Origin of the sequence: Chryseobacterium sp. 7, from assembly GCF_003663845.1 — a bacterium.
Classification (GTDB): domain Bacteria; phylum Bacteroidota; class Bacteroidia; order Flavobacteriales; family Weeksellaceae; genus Chryseobacterium.
This window is the reverse complement of record NZ_RCCA01000002.1, coordinates 121,803-138,217: the sequence shown is the minus strand read 5'-3', so window position 1 is coordinate 138,217 and position 16,415 is coordinate 121,803. Positions and strand designations below refer to the sequence as shown.

At 35.8% G+C, this 16,415-nt stretch carries 15 protein-coding genes; 6 read left to right on the top strand and 9 right to left on the bottom strand.

Annotation, left to right across the window (positions count from 1 at the left end):
* Positions 1 to 19: 19 nt before the first annotated feature.
* Positions 20 to 1,558: a SulP family inorganic anion transporter gene (locus CLU97_RS21440; protein ID WP_121489907.1), complete on the bottom strand. Its 1,539-nt coding sequence runs from the start codon at positions 1,556 to 1,558 to the stop codon at positions 20 to 22.
* A gap of 617 nt (positions 1,559 to 2,175) precedes the next feature.
* Between CLU97_RS21440 and CLU97_RS21435 the strand changes: the two genes are divergently transcribed.
* Positions 2,176 to 2,604, top strand: coding sequence for a transposase (locus tag CLU97_RS21435; RefSeq protein WP_121489906.1), 429 nt, complete (start codon positions 2,176 to 2,178; stop codon positions 2,602 to 2,604).
* An 11-nt stretch (positions 2,605 to 2,615) separates the two neighbouring features.
* Positions 2,616 to 2,954: a helix-turn-helix domain-containing protein gene (locus CLU97_RS21430; RefSeq protein ID WP_121489905.1), complete on the top strand. Its 339-nt coding sequence runs from the start codon at positions 2,616 to 2,618 to the stop codon at positions 2,952 to 2,954.
* A 1,278-nt stretch (positions 2,955 to 4,232) separates the two neighbouring features.
* Here CLU97_RS21430 and CLU97_RS21420 read toward each other — a convergent pair.
* Positions 4,233 to 4,757 (bottom strand): DUF6584 family protein, encoded by a 525-nt coding sequence (locus CLU97_RS21420; RefSeq protein ID WP_121489903.1) that lies wholly within the window; start codon positions 4,755 to 4,757, stop codon positions 4,233 to 4,235.
* Between the two features lie 41 nt (positions 4,758 to 4,798).
* Complete coding sequence (locus CLU97_RS21415) at positions 4,799 to 6,319, bottom strand: TROVE domain-containing protein (protein ID WP_121489902.1); 1,521 nt, start codon at positions 6,317 to 6,319, stop codon at positions 4,799 to 4,801.
* A gap of 580 nt (positions 6,320 to 6,899) precedes the next feature.
* On the opposite strand from CLU97_RS21415, the gene CLU97_RS21410 reads away from it, so the two are divergent.
* Complete coding sequence (locus CLU97_RS21410; RefSeq protein ID WP_121489901.1) at positions 6,900 to 7,352, top strand: VOC family protein; 453 nt, start codon at positions 6,900 to 6,902, stop codon at positions 7,350 to 7,352.
* A gap of 98 nt (positions 7,353 to 7,450) precedes the next feature.
* Here the strand turns inward: CLU97_RS21410 and CLU97_RS21405 are convergent, their stop codons facing one another.
* From CLU97_RS21405 to CLU97_RS21395, 3 genes are all read right to left on the bottom strand, one after another.
* On the bottom strand, positions 7,451 to 8,794 hold the full coding sequence (locus CLU97_RS21405) for an SWIM zinc finger family protein (RefSeq protein WP_121489900.1): 1,344 nt from the start codon (positions 8,792 to 8,794) through the stop codon (positions 7,451 to 7,453).
* Between the two features lie 3 nt (positions 8,795 to 8,797).
* Positions 8,798 to 11,494: a DUF6493 family protein gene (locus CLU97_RS21400; protein ID WP_121489899.1), complete on the bottom strand. Its 2,697-nt coding sequence runs from the start codon at positions 11,492 to 11,494 to the stop codon at positions 8,798 to 8,800.
* A gap of 119 nt (positions 11,495 to 11,613) precedes the next feature.
* Positions 11,614 to 12,234 (bottom strand): hypothetical protein, encoded by a 621-nt coding sequence (locus CLU97_RS21395; protein ID WP_121489898.1) that lies wholly within the window; start codon positions 12,232 to 12,234, stop codon positions 11,614 to 11,616.
* Positions 12,235 to 12,736: 502 nt separating this feature from the next.
* On the opposite strand from CLU97_RS21395, the gene CLU97_RS21390 reads away from it, so the two are divergent.
* The 3 genes from CLU97_RS21390 to CLU97_RS21380 are packed head-to-tail and all read left to right on the top strand — an operon-like array spanning position 12,737 to position 14,398.
* Positions 12,737 to 13,162, top strand: coding sequence for a MarR family winged helix-turn-helix transcriptional regulator (locus CLU97_RS21390; RefSeq protein WP_121489897.1), 426 nt, complete (start codon positions 12,737 to 12,739; stop codon positions 13,160 to 13,162).
* Positions 13,163 to 13,169: 7 nt separating this feature from the next.
* The gene (locus CLU97_RS21385; protein ID WP_121489896.1) at positions 13,170 to 13,514 is read left to right on the top strand and encodes a GIY-YIG nuclease family protein; all 345 of its coding nucleotides are present in this window, start codon (positions 13,170 to 13,172) and stop codon (positions 13,512 to 13,514) included.
* Positions 13,511 to 14,398: an alpha/beta fold hydrolase gene (locus CLU97_RS21380; protein ID WP_121489895.1), complete on the top strand. Its 888-nt coding sequence runs from the start codon at positions 13,511 to 13,513 to the stop codon at positions 14,396 to 14,398. The genes CLU97_RS21385 and CLU97_RS21380 overlap by 4 nt, the downstream gene beginning before the upstream one ends.
* A gap of 51 nt (positions 14,399 to 14,449) precedes the next feature.
* Here CLU97_RS21380 and CLU97_RS21375 read toward each other — a convergent pair whose 3' ends face one another.
* From CLU97_RS21375 to CLU97_RS21365, 3 genes are all read right to left on the bottom strand, one after another.
* The gene (locus CLU97_RS21375; RefSeq protein WP_121489894.1) at positions 14,450 to 15,001 is read right to left on the bottom strand and encodes a 3'-5' exonuclease; all 552 of its coding nucleotides are present in this window, start codon (positions 14,999 to 15,001) and stop codon (positions 14,450 to 14,452) included.
* A gap of 111 nt (positions 15,002 to 15,112) precedes the next feature.
* Entirely contained in the window at positions 15,113 to 15,655 is a 543-nt protein-coding gene (locus CLU97_RS21370) for a 3'-5' exonuclease (protein WP_121489893.1), read from the bottom strand.
* Between the two features lie 87 nt (positions 15,656 to 15,742).
* Positions 15,743 to 16,141: a phosphoesterase gene (locus CLU97_RS21365; protein ID WP_228437894.1), complete on the bottom strand. Its 399-nt coding sequence runs from the start codon at positions 16,139 to 16,141 to the stop codon at positions 15,743 to 15,745.
* Positions 16,142 to 16,415: the final 274 nt, after the last annotated feature.

Genomic DNA, 16,415 nt, shown 5'->3' with positions numbered 1-16,415 from the left:
TCACTTATTGACCCCTTCTTTATTTTTCCGGCATCACCTTATATGTTGGGTCTTCCTGAATATCAATTTCCACTATAGCTTCTGCATTTTTAAGTATTTTCCGGCAGTCTTCGCTAAGATGACGTAAATGCAAAGTTTTATTCTGTTGTTTATAACGTTTGGATAATTTGTCTAAGGCATCTATTGCACTCATATCTACAATACGGCTTTCTTTAAAATCCACAACAACCTGCTTAGGATCATTCATTGGATCAAATTTATCTGTAAATGCTGTAGCTGAACCAAAAAACAGCGGTCCATATATTTCGTAATGCTTTACTCCATTTTCATCCACATATTTTCTTGCTCTGATTCTTTTAGCATTATCCCATGCAAAAACCAATGCTGAAATGATAACACCAATCAAAACTGCTAATGCCAGATTATGTAAAATTACTGTAATCAAAGCTACGGTAACCCCTACAAAAATATCCGATTTCGGCATTTTATTCACAATCCTGATCGATACCCACTGGAAAGTACTGATAGCAACCATCATCATCACTCCTACCAGAGCCGCCATAGGAATTTTTTCTATCACAGGTGCTCCACATAAAATAATGATGAGAATCAACAGTGATGCTATTATTCCGGATAATCTTGCTCTGGAACCCGCGTTCAGGTTCACCAATGTCTGCGCTACCATCGCACAGCCACCCATTCCGCCAAAGAAGCCATTGGTAATATTAGCCAATCCCTGGGCTACGGATTCTTTATTTGTATTTCCTTTGGTATTGGTAATTTCATCCACCATTGATAACGTCAGAAGAGATTCAATAAGACCTACTCCGGCCATGATCAGGGCATAAGGAAAAATGATCTGCAACGTTTCCAGGGAAAAAGGGATCTGCGGAATATGAAAACTCGGAAGATTTCCGCTGATATGGGCAATATCTGCTACTGTTTTTGTTGGAATATTAAATCCAAAAACAACAGCAAATACGATGATAATAGCCACCAGAGAGGCTGGAACAACTTTCGTAATTTTTGGAAAAAAATAGACGAGGGCAATGGTGAGGGCAGTTAAACCTGCCATGATATACAAAGGCATCCCTTGCAGCCAGCTTACCACTCCATTACTGTCTGTAATTTTGAACTGCTCTATCTGCGCCATAAAAATAATAATGGCCAAACCGTTCAGGAATCCATACATAACAGGCTGTGGAATCAGTCTTACAAATTTCCCCAGCTTAAAAATTCCAACAGTCATTTGAAGTATTCCTGCAAGCACTACGGTGGCAAAAAGATACTCTACTCCATGAGATTGTATCAGAGCGATCAAGACAACAATAGTTGCTCCTGCTCCACCGGAAACCATTCCAGGACGTCCGCCTAAAACTGCCGTCACGAGTCCCATCATAAAAGCAGCATAAAGCCCTGTAAGCGGAGATAAACCTGCAAGGATAGCAAATGAAAGTGATTCAGGAATCATCGTCATGGCTACGGTAAAACCTGCAAGCAATTCATTCTTGTAGTTTATTTTCTTCGAAAAGTCGAATAAGCTTATAGTATTTTTCATTGATTGGCAAAGGTATGGACTGTCTCAATGGTATACAATTTTTTCTTTTTATCATTTCTTCACAATTAGAAGTAGAGATTTAAATAATCACTACCACAACTGTTATTAATTGTTAATTTTAATTAAAATAAATATATAAAGTACATTTTTTACATTTTCATCTATTATTGCTTATTATTTTTGTTTACATTTGGAAGCGAATAAGCAATTATTTGGTACTAATTAAAATTCAACGCGTCAAAAGCTGATTATGAATCTCTATTCAGCTTTAACCCACAGAATTATATAAAAACCTTAATAGGTTATATATTATTTTACACAAATGGAAGGAAGAGGAGTTTGAAGAGAGAAGAAGAGGAAACCCATTAAAAATAAAAAATATACCCAAGTATTAAGGTGCCCCTACCCACCTGTTTTTAAGGTATTTATAAAATTAAAGATCCATTTTATAAGGTTAATAATCTTATTGAGTACTTTAAATATTTTTACGCCATAATTTCTTTTTTTAATCAATTTCAAATTAAAACAATTCACTTTCTTTCATATAAGATAATATACATCTCTATTTCCGTTTTTTTGACACATAAGTTTAAACAAAAGAACAATATTCAGTAAAAATGTTATATAAAGAAATCCATATTGGGAAATTTATTAAGGAGAGAGTAGATGAAAATGAAATAACAACAGAGAGAATATGCAAATTTTTAGGTAAAGATGAAGGAGCTGTCGAAATGATGTATGGCAGCAAATCTATGGATACAGATCTTCTTCTAAGATGGAGCAAATTATTGGAATACGATTTTTTCAGACTCTACAGTTCGCACATGATTTTATATGCTCCGCCTTCTGCCATCAACAAAAACCAGCAAAAGTCTGAAAAGACGCCCTATTTCAGAAAAAACATTTACACTCAGGAAATCAAAGACTTTATCATGAAAAGAATTCTTTCCGGTGAAATGACCCAAAGCGAAGTTATTAAAGAATATTCCATCCCAAAAAGTACACTCCACAGATGGCTTCAAAAGAGTGATAATGTAAACGGATAAACAGACACAGCATGCGCCCCAATTACAAGAAAATATACCTGGATATGCTCAGGATGGAATATCCGGAAAAGCTGAAGGATCCGAAAATCAAAGAACTCCTTGAAAAGCTTCATACCAGTGAGGATGTGCTTAAGTTCAATGAAAAACTGTTCAAACAATCCAGAGAAAATCAAAAACTCAAAACCTATGACAAACAGACTATGCTAAAATTACTGCAGTATCAGAAAAAGCATGGTCATTCCACAAGTTATATGTCCAGAAAATATAAGATAAGCCGAACTACTCTTTCAAAATGGAAAGTGATGTTTGAAGAAGAACTTGGAAATACAATGAAAAATGCCGGTCAATAATCTACCGGCATTTTTTAAAGGTAATAATAAGGAAAAAACCGGGCTAAACGTTTGCCGGAGTCGAACCGGATAGCCTTGCCGGAGTGACCGGCTTCGCTATTCCTCCCATGATGGTGTTACGATGAATTTTTTCCTAACGACACTTTATAATCATAATATCAAGAAGCTGGAAGTGGAAAGAAGAAAGGGGTTAAAGCCGATAATATATCTGACTTATAGAAAATTATAATACAAAGATCTTTCAACGTTCCACTTCCGGCTTCTGATATGAGAAAACAAGGCAACAGACGAATAATGTAGTCGTGCTCTAACCAACTGAGCTACTCTTCCTATTTAGACCGTGTTTTTTGTTGTGGAAGAGACGGGATTCGAACCCGTGACCCCGTCGTGATGAGCGAAGTAACATTTTTCTACGGCACTTGTTTGTTTTTTAAAATAAAAAGAGGCTAAGTTCGAAAAGACTTTTACAAGATCATTTTCATGATCTGTTATGGAGTCGAACCAATATTATACCGAAGTAAGCCTTCTCTACGGCACTCTTTTTATGGAAATCAAGGTAATATTTTTCAGAATCTTCCATGCATTTGCTCTACCTGCTGAGCTACTTCTCCTTTTTCAGGGAAAAGGCAGGATTCGAACCTGCGACCCAATGTTTAATCAATCCGAAGTATGATTCTAAGACGACACTTGATTTTAATTTTAGTAAGGTAATTAAATCAAACAGAGACTTATACGGGGTGTTACCATTTCTACTATCTGCTATGCAGAACAGGATTCGAACCTGTATTACCGTCCCTTAAGAAGTAACTCTGTTTTACGACACTTACTTTCTATGATTATTCATAGTTATTAGTTTTCTTTCTACAAAATTATATTGCAACCGTGCAATCTTTTTACGTAGTTTGTTTTTTTATTTTTTTTCATAAGTATTGAGTATTAACCTCAATACAGTATTCCTTTTAGATTTGGTTTATAATGAATCATGATTATTAGTTATTCGTTTTATTTTTTACAAATTTATATGGCTAGTGCGCATCCTATTTACGCAGTTATTTTTTATTAAAAAAACCAATCAAAATTAATAATAAGAGTAATTGATGTTCAATTGGAAGTTGACGATGAAACTCTTATTGACGGCATTGGTTAGCTACCGGGCGATCTGGTGAAAGACTCTGTCTGTTTTTGGAATCGAAGTAGGTCTTTCTAACGGCACCAGTATTATTAACACTGCAAAATTATATTGTGAGTACGCAATCTATTTACGTAGTTTTATTTTTATTAAGAAAATAATGATGAAATCATTTCAAAAAGTTTAAAAATACCTAACAGGGGAAGTGATATAATAAATCCTATGATTAAACAAATTCCTATTTTGCTTAAAAAACCTGTTTTGTTTTCTGAGTAGCTCCCTTTTTCTCTTGTTTTGGTTTTAAAAACAGGAATATGTTTTGTAGCCATGAAACTATCCTTTTCAAGTTCAGTGATTACATTCAATGCATATTCATCAAGCAGGTTTTTATTTCCTCTGAAAACAATATCTTTTAAAATGGCACTTCCTGAATTGCTTAAAGAGTTTCTGTAAATTTCTACTGCATTTTCCATTTCATTATTCTCCGGTGTAGAAAGAATCCAGAATTTACCTGCTTCATCAAGAAACCCCGCTTCAAAATAAATATGCCCCAATTTTTTTCTTAAGGAAAGATCATTAGGAAACTGATTGATCATATTTCTTAATCTGTCACATGCCTTTTTCTTTCTTCCTTTTTTGAGATCCTGTTCAATTCTATAAAATAAATTCCCCATTGTTTTAAGCAACTTTATTTTTATTTCAAAAGGAGTGCCTGTTACAGCACTACTTCTTGAATCATTTTCACTGCAGATTTTTTGTCTTCCAACGCATTCAGTACATCGAAAATTTTGTCTGACCAACCTGCAATAAGGTGTACATCATCTTTTCTGATATCAAGCTGCTGTGTACCATAACCTGCCAGGTCAAAAATATACAGCTTCGCATGAGGAGCAATGGCTTTGTACTTCTTCCAAGTATCTTCAAAGGAGTTTCTGTTTCCTCTGCTATCCCACATTTGGGTATCCGTGAAAAGCATTACTTTATCTACCTTTTCTCTTCTTTTGATGAGATCTTCGATGACCAGATAACCATTGGTAGAATATCCTACTTCACCTTCACGTTTGTAAAATGCATCTACATTCCTTAAAATACCATTTTTCGGCATTGGAACCCTTAACCAGCGGTCGCCGAAGATACCTGTTACCACATTTTTACATTGTGACTTCAGGATCATAGACATCAGCAGACCAATATCATAGAGTAAAATTTTACTTTTAGCAGAAACTGCTTTCTGCATAGAACCTGATACATCCGCAGCGATCACCACTGATGTGTCAAAACCAAAACCTTTAATGTTTCTGGCACTCACCACAACAGCATTTTCCAATGCTTCCAATACTGAAGACAGATAAGGAGAATCTATGTTTTTTAATTCTCTGTAAGCCGCCAGAAATCTGAATGGAAGCTGTTTTGAATTGGATACGGCTCTTTCATCAGAAAGATAGGCACATACTTTATTCATTGCATCAGATGAAACCTTCGCTTCCAGAATATTTCTCAGGTTTCTCATAGTTGCCATGTAACCCAGTTTGTTGCTGAAGATTAATTCTTCCCATTTATTTTTGAAGGCCAGTTTTCTTGCTGTATCATCTGCAAATTTTGTCTGACCCAAAACGGAAAGTTCCACTTCCCATGTATAAGGAGCTTCCAGTGTATTGTTAGCAATTTTATTGAAAACTGCCTGCTGATTTTCATCTTTAGCTTTCGGGTGAACCAGAAATAATGCGTCTTTTAAGGTTACGTCTGCTTTTCTGTTGTATTTTGCAAACTGGTATTCATCAAATTTGTTGAATGATTTCACCAGACCTTTCTGAATCTGCTTTGACAGTTTGTTCAGCTTCTTGGTATCTGTTCTTTTGTTCGCAAGTTGGTAGTATGCCAGCAATTCTGTAATTTCATCTGCTCTTTGCACCACTCCATCAACAGTTTTGCTTACAAGGTCTGTACCTGAGATATGCTTTGCCAGTTCAGTTGTCAAAACCAATGGAATGGATCTTAGGTACATATCTTTCCTTGCATATACAGCGAGTTTTGCTACAAACTCAGGATCATTTTTTTTGATCAGAGACTGGATTCTTTCCAATCTGTCAGCTCCTTTTTCATAGTTGGCATCTGACAGTCCTGTTGTAACAACAGCACTATACAATTCTTCTGCAGGTGTCATTTTAAATGCTTTTGCACCTTCATAGTTTAGAACTACTTTTTTATTTTCTCTTTTTAAAAAATTAAATTTCATGGTTACTGTTTTTATTGTTCAACATGGGAAGGATTGATACTTCCTTTCTGATTTCTGATGCAAAGTAAAAACAGTGTTACGCAACCTTTTTGCGTAGAATATTTTTCTTTGAATTTTTTGATTTTTTATTTTTGAAAAGTGATTATGAGGGGGATTTATTTTGAATAGCTAAACGGATTTGATAGGATTACGCAGATTTTAAGTTTTGGTTAAAGCCAGATGAATAATGGATAATTTATTAGGCGACCTAATGCCCACTTCTATTGAATAATACTATGTTAATAGTATTTCTACCGCAGATTGCACAGATAAACACAGATATTATGAGAAAGTTTTTTAAACCGATTTCGGCGGATGAAGTCATAATTTATTAAGCAGGCTAAAGCCCACCTCTATTGAATCAACATTAAAACAAATATTGAAATTTAATAACAATCTAATTCCTAATTCCTAATTCCTAATTCCTAATTCCTAATTCCTAATTATAAACTCCTTCTATCATTCGTTTTCATTAAAGAAATCATCTATGCTAAGTTTTACGGGAACGGTTTTTTAGCTTTGTTATAATTAAAATTAAGCTATGATTAAAGGAATATATGAGACTCATGTTCAGGTGAGCGATCTGGAAAATGCAATACAATTTTATACGGAAGTATTAGGGCTTAAATTGGCTCACAGAGATGAAACCAGACCTATTGCCTTTTTATGGGTTGGGGAAGGGAAAGAATTTATGTTAGGATTGTGGGAACAGAAAGAGAATCTTCAGACCAGACATTTTGCTTTTACCAGCAGTAAAGAGGATATTTTGAATTATTCTGTGGAATTTCTGGAGAAAAAAAATTTACAACCCTACAATTTTCTCAAAAACGGAAGCATTGAGCCCATGGTATTTGCGTGGATGCCCGCACTGGCTATTTATTTTAATGACCCTGATGGAAACCAGCTTGAGTTTATTTCTATTTTGGATGGTGAGGGCAGACCGGAACTGGGAGTACTTAGCTATGAAGAATGGATGAAACAAACAGGAAACTGACATAATATATTTTAAATAATACAACGCAGAGGCACGAGAAATGAAGTTTCGCGCCTTTGCGATTGTCAACAAAATAATAAGGCGAACATCAGCAGTTTTTAAATATTTACCAGTTTTTTTACTGCCAATACATGTTTGCAGGGACCTCTTTCTCCCTGATATTTACTGAACCATTCACAGGTACAGCGTTCTCTTTCTTCTTCAATGATTATTGTGTGGTGAACGCCGGATCCTTCAACTCTGGCTTCTGTTCTTTTTTTACTGTTATTTAAAATTTCTACTTTTCCGTCCTCTATAAGTTTTTCAGCATTCTTTATGCGGGGGTTAAGTCCGATAATACGGCTTAATTTAAAAGGAAGTCTGCGGTAGAAAAATTCTCTGTCATCAAGATCGTAACCCAGCAAACCCATTGCAGCGAGCCTTCCAGTAATATTTTTAGTGTTCTCAAAGCTTACATTTTCTTCCAATACAAGTTTCGAAGGGTTGAAAGACTGATTGACGTAAGCATATTTATCCAAAGCATCAATCCAGTCATCTGAAACCTCTGAAATCAGGTTGTCCAAAATTGCTCCTTCTCCGGAAAAGCCTCTCCAGGATTCTCTTGACAGAGAAAAACTGAATCTGATATTTCCCATATTGAGCTGCCATGTGGTAGACTGCATATTTATATGGGGGAAAACCTGCATACTATCAATATAAGGAAGAAGCGGTTCTAAAAGCCTAAGCCTGTGAAGCCCTCCTATACAAACAGAATCTACAGATTTTACGGGAGAAAAAATGGGTTTATTTCCTCTGACAATTAAATAATAATCTGTCTTTATCACTCCTTTCGGCATTGCGCGAAACAATTGCTGTGTCTGGATTTTATTGAATGTATGGCGTTTTTCTGACTCTGATAAGTATACCTGAACTGTTCCCAAACCTTTGATCCATTTTACAGGTAAAGGAACTTTTCTTTCTATTATTTTTTCTTCTTCTTTGTAGAGTCCTACTTCTTTTTCACCTATAGAAAGCATAATTTTTTCATTCGGACGAATGCTTCCCAGTGCGTTGATCATAGGTTGATTAAAATCTACGTTCGTAGTTCCGTTTTCCAGAAATTCTCCATCCAGCCCATCAGGCGTCACATCTATTCTTGCATAAACTCCGCCGCAGTGAGAAAACCCTTCAAACCTTAATCTTTCATTTCCTGCCGTTACGATCGGATCTTTAAGAAGTGTCATCTGAAATGGCGACAGGCTAAAGCTGGATCTCACAATATTGGAAAGCGTGATCAGACATCGCGCCAAAATAAAAGGCTGCCCCACATTTCCCCAGAAAAAACAAGGGATATCGGTATTTTTATGTATCTCACTATATTGGGCAAGAAATAATTCTTCAAGAGCCCCCTTCTTCAGTAGAGACGATGCTCCTGAATAATTGTAAATAAGCGTATCTTCCATAATTTATTTTTTCAGAAGAAGATTGCAGATTTTTTTCAGACTCGAGTTTTCTTTCCAGTTGTTTAATTTTTCGATGACTTCTTTATGAGCTGTTGAATGGTTCAAAGCCAATACTTCATGGTAGATTTCCAGAATCTTTTTCAGATTGGTCACTGGTGTATCCATTTGAAGCAGCATATTGGAAATCAATTCCTCTAAAGCAATATTATGATTTTTACTTACATTCAGCATATGATGCTGCATAAGATCTGTTAATCTTTTAACCGGTGCCCATTCCAGCTTTTCGTGCAAGCCAATTACTCTTCCCAACCATGCATTATCCATCATCTGGCTGGAAACATGTTCAAGCCAGATTTCAGCTGCTGTTCCCCGGATGGTCTTATCACTGTCCAGAAAAATAGTTCCTAAAAACAGATAACCCACTTCATCCAATGGCTTTTTGATCTGATAAAGTGCATTGGCTGTGTTCAAAACGAGGCTTCTTTCGAAAACCTCTGCAATTCCGGAATAGAAAAGACAGTACTTGATCACCTTCGCCAATGCATTTGCCGGGGTATTAGGAAAGCATAGTAAGAGTGCTGGTATTTCGTTCAGTTCCTTTTGTTCGGCAACAAAATATTCCATGAACAAAGGATCTTTTCTCCTTTCAAGATGATAAGTTGGAATAACAATATTGAGCTCTACCGGATAATATGAGTTTTTCTTATTGTCAATGGTTTTCCAGTCATAAGCTCCAGAAAAGAATTCCGCAGGAATGTTATCATATCCAAAGCCGTTGAACTCCTCAAAAACAGTTTCCGGCGAGCGGGTAATTCCGGCCGTCATCCACCATGAAGGATGTGTCAAGCTTCCTTCTGGTTTTTTATTTTTACCAAAGAAAAAAAGCAGTAGTTCCCTGTATTCGCCTTTTAATCTTTTCTCAACTTCTACAATGGCTTTTGAGGTATCATCCAGTGCACAACGCTGCAACGCCAGCTGAATATCCAGATGGTGAGGCTCCACATTATTCTTTTGATAACCCTCCAATCTATCCACCAAAATTAATGGAGAAATCCAGCATGGAGCATGGGTGATTGGGAATAACAGAGGAATTTTATCTCCAGATTTTATTTTTTCAAGAGTATAGACTGCAATTTCCTTAAATGCTTGTCTCGCGGGACAATCTGCTCCAACCTCTTCTATTGGGCCTAATTTTTTTTGATAGGTTGAATAAGATTCTCTGGCAGCTTCTTCCTCTTTAGTTTTCTGATATATTTTTTCCAGATTTTTGAGCTGAACAGGATATTTTTCCATCAAATTCAGTCCATAATTGATGATAGCATTACACAGTAAAACATTCAGATAAGGAACTTCCCATTTCGCAATGGTTTTACAGGCTTTCAAGAATACAGGTTCTATCAGTTTCACAGATTCAGCATCTACATCTCCGGCAAATTTGACAAATCCAGTTAAAGCGATATCACAATGATAACTGTACGGATCATCCATTGCCAAAGGAAGATAGAACATCAGATCCTCAAAATTCTGAAGCACCTGCACTGCATTTTCATCCCCAGTAAGCAACAGTTTTTCCGAAGCTATAGATTCCAGTTCCTGTTGTTCATCTACAATATATTTTACCAAAAGAGGGCGTATATTCGTCAGTATATTATCTGAATAATGAGAAAGTGCCTCTACCATATTTTCTGACACCGGAATATATTTAAGAATGATCTTCGCGGCTTTCGACTGTATACCGTCGTCTTTGCTTACAAAGGCAGAACTTAAAGCCATTCCCAGCATTTCAGGATCCATTTTCTTCCGTTGAAATATTTTTTCCGTAAGGACTAAACTGGAAACCACTACTGTTTTCACCTCTGAGCTCAGCAGATTGGGAAGATAATGTGAAAATTCATCATGCTTAAAACCAGAAGTTCCCACTATTTTTTTCAAATGTGATAATATGGTATTCACGGCTTTTGACTGTGAAGAAGCTAATCCTGCAAGCAAATCATCCTGCAGATCAGACAGTTCTTCTTCTGTTGGTTTTAATGAAGTAAATGCATCCATAAACCAGCCTGTGACGTTTTTATTAAAGTTCCTGTTGGAAGCCAGAAGACATTCTCTCAGGAATCTTTTTCTTTCAATTTTCTTTTCAGCAATAAGCTTTTGAACGATGGGAAACCATTCTTTACGGAATGGTAAAGATTTAGAGGGATATTCACAAAGATACCAAAAATGGGTATTAAGAGTTTCCGGATGATCATCCAGATCTGCAGGATAATTACTCAGGTGATGCCCAAGCAATTCAGGATTAGGCTGCACGTAACCTTTTTCCGTCCATTCCAAAATATCTATATAATTAAATGCAGTAAATTCAGCTTCCACAGATTCATTGATAAAATCTGAAAACCAATCTGGGCACCCCCATTCCAATATCTGCTCGGTTTGTTCGGCATTACGGAAGAGGCTCCAGTAGTTTTTACCGAAGTTCTTCTTGTCCATACAGACAAACGAAGCAATATCTATAATGGAATGCTGATTCACAGATCCTGCCGTATGGTAGGAGTTTTTAGTCATTACTATTTTACTGATCTCGCGATCCATTTTCTTGATAGACGGCACCAATGTTTTCCTTTCTTCAATACTAAGCTCTTTTAGAAAGGGGATAATCTCATGTATTTTTTCCTCATTAAGGATCTCATAAAGTCTTTCTTTCATGTGCTTCTAATTTGATGTATAATTTGTTTCAGGTTATTTATTTTTTCCATTCTTTAAGCAGTCTGCTAAAGGCTTCAGCCAATTCCCGCAGGTTTTGCTTTTACAGTTTATCATAATGCTCAGATAGCTTTTTTATGATTAAAAACAGGCTTTTCAACGGCTGAAAGAATGGGTCTCAGCAGTTTTTCAAAAATATATTTATAACTGTTAATCAAATTGATAAAGTTTAAAACATGATCTCCTGATCTTTTTGCAGGTACACATGCCAGTCTGATCTTTTTACCGATTATTGTTTCCTGTTCTTTTTCCTTTAAATCATCCAAAACAGCCTTGTTAAATAAGGCTTCAAAAGCCGTACCAGAGAGCGTTTTATAATTATTAAACAGTCCCTGAAACAGAAATAAATACAGTCTATACAAGGAAGGTAAATTCAGGTTTGTCCAAGTATTATCAGACTTCACGTTTTCATTAATTCCATACTGATATTCAGCATATAACAAAATTTTATTATTTTTTATTGTTAAAATAAAATCTGAAAAACTGGATTTCCAATATAAAATTTTGAATAGGTCATTATCATAAACACCTTCATTAGAACTGAATAAATTGTTCAGAAAAGAGACATTTTCAGGAGGATATTTTTTTTCAAAGAAGTGGACGGCAAAATAAGCCGGTATTATTCCATATCCGGACCTATTTTCAGCTTTGCAGCCCATCAAAGAAGTCAACATAGAAATCATATTCTATCTATGTATTTTATTAGTATGCTTTTAAATGATTAACCACTTCTTTTTATCTTTTGGTGTAAGTTTTTCAAAAAAAGGAGTCATATTCTTTATTTTACAGTTTAAATATAATCCCTCAAAACCTCCATCAATAAACATAAATTCATTCTTGTCCGCTAAAATAAAAAAAAATGACTGACAGACAGTAAATTATCCCATTAAAGTGAATTTTTTAACAAAATATTAAGTTAATAAAACAGCTACTACAATGCAATTGATAGCACAACAACAATTCCCTGTTTAAAGATATATTAATAAAAAACAGGATAAAAGCTTTCTATTTTAGCATTTACACATTATTTGGTGTCTTAATTTTAAGAATTATCATGCTCTAAGCTAATACCATTTTACGGTACTGATACGTTAATTTTCTTTAAAATAGTAAAAACAGGATTGTAATTCGTTAAATTTTATATATTTGCAAAACAAAAATACTTGATAACTCAAATACTTTTCAATGATAAGCACGGAATTGTTATTTTTAATAAACATCAATAAACTGCAGTCTGTAATCGCCAGAAAATTTGATGCTCTGAGTATTCATGGCCTGGGATTCAATGACTTTGTTATTCTTTATATTCTTAATTCTTCATCGGAAAGCAGGATGCGAAGAATAGATCTTGCTGAAAAAACAGGTCTTACTGCATCTGGAATCACCCGATTATTGAATCCGCTGGAAAAAACAGGACTGGTAGGCCGGGAAACCAACGAAAGGGATGCCCGAGTAAGCTATGTAGTCATCACCCCTAGCGGTAAAAAGATATTTGAAGAGGCTAAAATAAGTGCTGAGCATATTGCTAAAGAAATTCTTTCTTCTAAAAAGGGTAAATCTTTAAAAATGATCAGTGAGCTTCTATTTGATTTAGGAGGAAATATACAATAATGAAAACATGAAAAATGCATTAAAGAAACAGTTGAGAGAAAAGGCAAAAGACCACAAAACAACGATGGGAGTTCTTGCTGTTACCAATACTTTAACCGGGAAAAAATATATTCAGGCTTCTCTAAATCTGGAAGCACTGGTAAATAAGATGAAATTTCTTTTAAACGGCGGAATGTTTGAGCATTCACAATTACAAAAGGAATGGACAGAATTGGGCAGTGATTCTTTTACTTTTGAATTTGCCGTAATTGTTCCAGATCAGAACAATGAATATATCAATTATCGCCAGGAGATACGAAAGGCTGAACAGACTTTAATATCAGAAAGCAACAGGGAATTCTATTCATCATGAAGAAAGTTGTCCGCATAAAAGAGGTAGACCTGTGCTATGAAATTTTCGGAGAAGGCCATCAACAGGATGTTGTATTAATTTCCGGATTAGGAAGTCAGATGGTCCGTTGGGATATTGCGTTCTGCAATCTGCTGGTTGAAGAGGGATTCAGGGTGATTCGTTTTGATAACAGAGACTCCGGAAGTTCTGTTTTCAATTCCAACATAGAAATTCCTTCTGACAAAAGCATTGAAGAAGTTTTTGCTGTACTCAGTAAAGAAGATATACCCTATTCTTTGATGGATATGGCGAATGATGTCATTGGACTGCTTGATCATTTAAATATCAAAAAAGCTCATATTGCAGGACGTTCCATGGGAGGAATTATTGCACAACTTTTAGGTTCTTACTATCCGGAAAGAGTTTTATCATTGACAATCATCATGTCTACATCTTTGAATCCATCTCTACCCAAGCCGGATCCTGAAGTAATGGCAATGATGACCCAAGGATCTGCTGATCCTGTTCTTCATAAAGAAGAATACCTGAAAGAGAAGATACGTTTTGCGGAAAGAATTTCAGGTTCGGGATATGTTTTTGATCCTAATATGGAAACCATATTGTTGGAGCAAGAACTTACACATACTAAGACAAAAAATGGAATTATCCGACAGCTTTTGGCAATGGGATCATTTCAGTATGATCCTGAAATTTTGAAGAGAATAACCGTTCCGGCACTGATTATTCACGGAACAGATGATCTAATTTTTCATCCTGATTGTGGAAAAGATATCGCTGATACAATTCCTAATGCTGAATGGACTTTAATAGACGGTATGGGACATTCTATTCCGGTGGAACTCTATGGTTTTATCAGTGAAAGGATCTCTGATCTAGCAAAATAAAAAAGACTGCCTCTTTATTTGAGACAGTCTTCATTTTTAAATATGCGCTATTTAATAATTCCTAAGGCACCAATGCAGAATCTTCGCAATATTTTTGGCATCATCAACTCCTCTGTGGTGAGTACCTTCTAAAGTCATACCCAATTCACCCAAAGCTCTGTTCATTCCGACACTTTTCCTGATAGTGGGATGAATTTCACCAAATAATGTCTTCACATTAATATGGTCATCACTCATAGGATAATCTGTGTAGAATCTTCTTGCCTGATCCTTCAGCATATTGAGGTCATAGTTTCCGTAACTTGCCCATGTCAGCCCTTCGGAATCATATTCTGCTCTCAGAATATCGAAAGCATCATCCAGCATAATTCCTTCATGATCCAGCATATTTTGGGTAAGCGTTGTGAGTTCCGTACAGAACGGACTTACTTTTGAATATTGGGGTTTTACTAAAATTCCTTCATTTTTGGAGATCTTACCGGTTTTTGCATTCATAATGCATACCCCAATTTCGATGATCTCACTTTCCTGTCCTCTTGGCGGCCGGTTATCCCAACATGTTGCTTCAAGGTCTACTATTAATATATTTTCTGTTGTTTTCACTTGTTTAAAATTTAATTGTTAAAGAATGAAAGATGCATGCACAAAGAGGAAGGTTTACAATGGTGAATTTACTTCCAACCTCCAGCTTCTGTCTTCCAGCCTAATTACGATTTACAGAATCTTACTTAAAATTCTGGCTGTATTATAAGCATCGTCTGCTCCACTGTGATGAGTGCCTTCAAAATCCATATTCAGGTAACTCAGGGCTCTTTTAAGTCCTATTTGTTTGTGCAAATTGAAATGTCTTTTAAATTCATGCATCACATTCATATAATTTTCTGAAAAAGGATTGGTTATCCCGAGCCAGTCACATTGTTCTGTGATCTGTTCTCCATCAAAATTTCCATACCCTGCCCATGTAAGCGGTGCGGAATGATATTGGTTCCTGATTATTTCACAGGCTTCTTCGAAATAGATTCCTTTTTCTTCTATCAATTGTGGAGTAATTCCTGTTAATTTTGTGCAGAATCTGTTAATTTCTGATCGTTCAGGAATTACATAGATGCTTTGTTTCTGGGAAATTACTTTTGTTGTTACGTTTAATCTGCAAATTCCTATTTCTATAATATCGACTTTCTGCCCGATGGGAATTCTGTCGTTTTCCCAGCATGTAGCTTCCAGATCGATGATTATGATTTCATTGGTTGTTTTCATGATTTTTTAGAAATGAGAAGCCAGAGGGTAGAAATTAGTCAGGTTTCTATTTCTCTTATCCTTCGGCTTCTTTTTCATTGTTAATTGTTAGTTTCTGGGAGCAAATGGTGATGTCCATTTTTTCCTTTTCATTATTTCTTTGACCTCCTCGTAGGAAACCGGGTAAAAATTATGGCAATCTACCCCAACGTCAAAACTAAGTGCCATCTCATCATCCGGCAAAGTTCCGTGTGAATGGCCGTATAACTGCCACACGCCGCGGTGTGAGCCATTCCAGGTACGCATGGCGTAATGAAAAAGAATGATTTTCTGTTTACCATTGTTTTGTGCCGGTTCATCAATTCTCAGTTCGTGATAATCTCTGATGGAGGCAAATCGCTTGGGATACGTTAAAGCCGCTCCTTCATGATTGCCTTTAATCAAATGGATGTTGCCATTTAACCGATCCAAAATCTCTTTTGTAAAGTCCGGTTTTCCTAAACTCATATCTCCTAAATGGTAGATCGTGTCACCGGGTTCAACTTTTTCGTTCTATCTTTTAATGAGTTCTTCATTCATATGGTCCAGTGATTCAAAGGGTCTCTCTGAAAACTTTATAATATTCTCATGACCAAAATGATGGTCTGCTGTAAAAAATATATTGGGTTTCATTTTTTTATTTTTTTATTTTTTTAAACCACCCCGTCAAAAATTCTTTGAATTTTCGCCACCCCTCCAAAGGATGGGAATTTTCACACTTTCATCAGCTCTATTTCTCTTT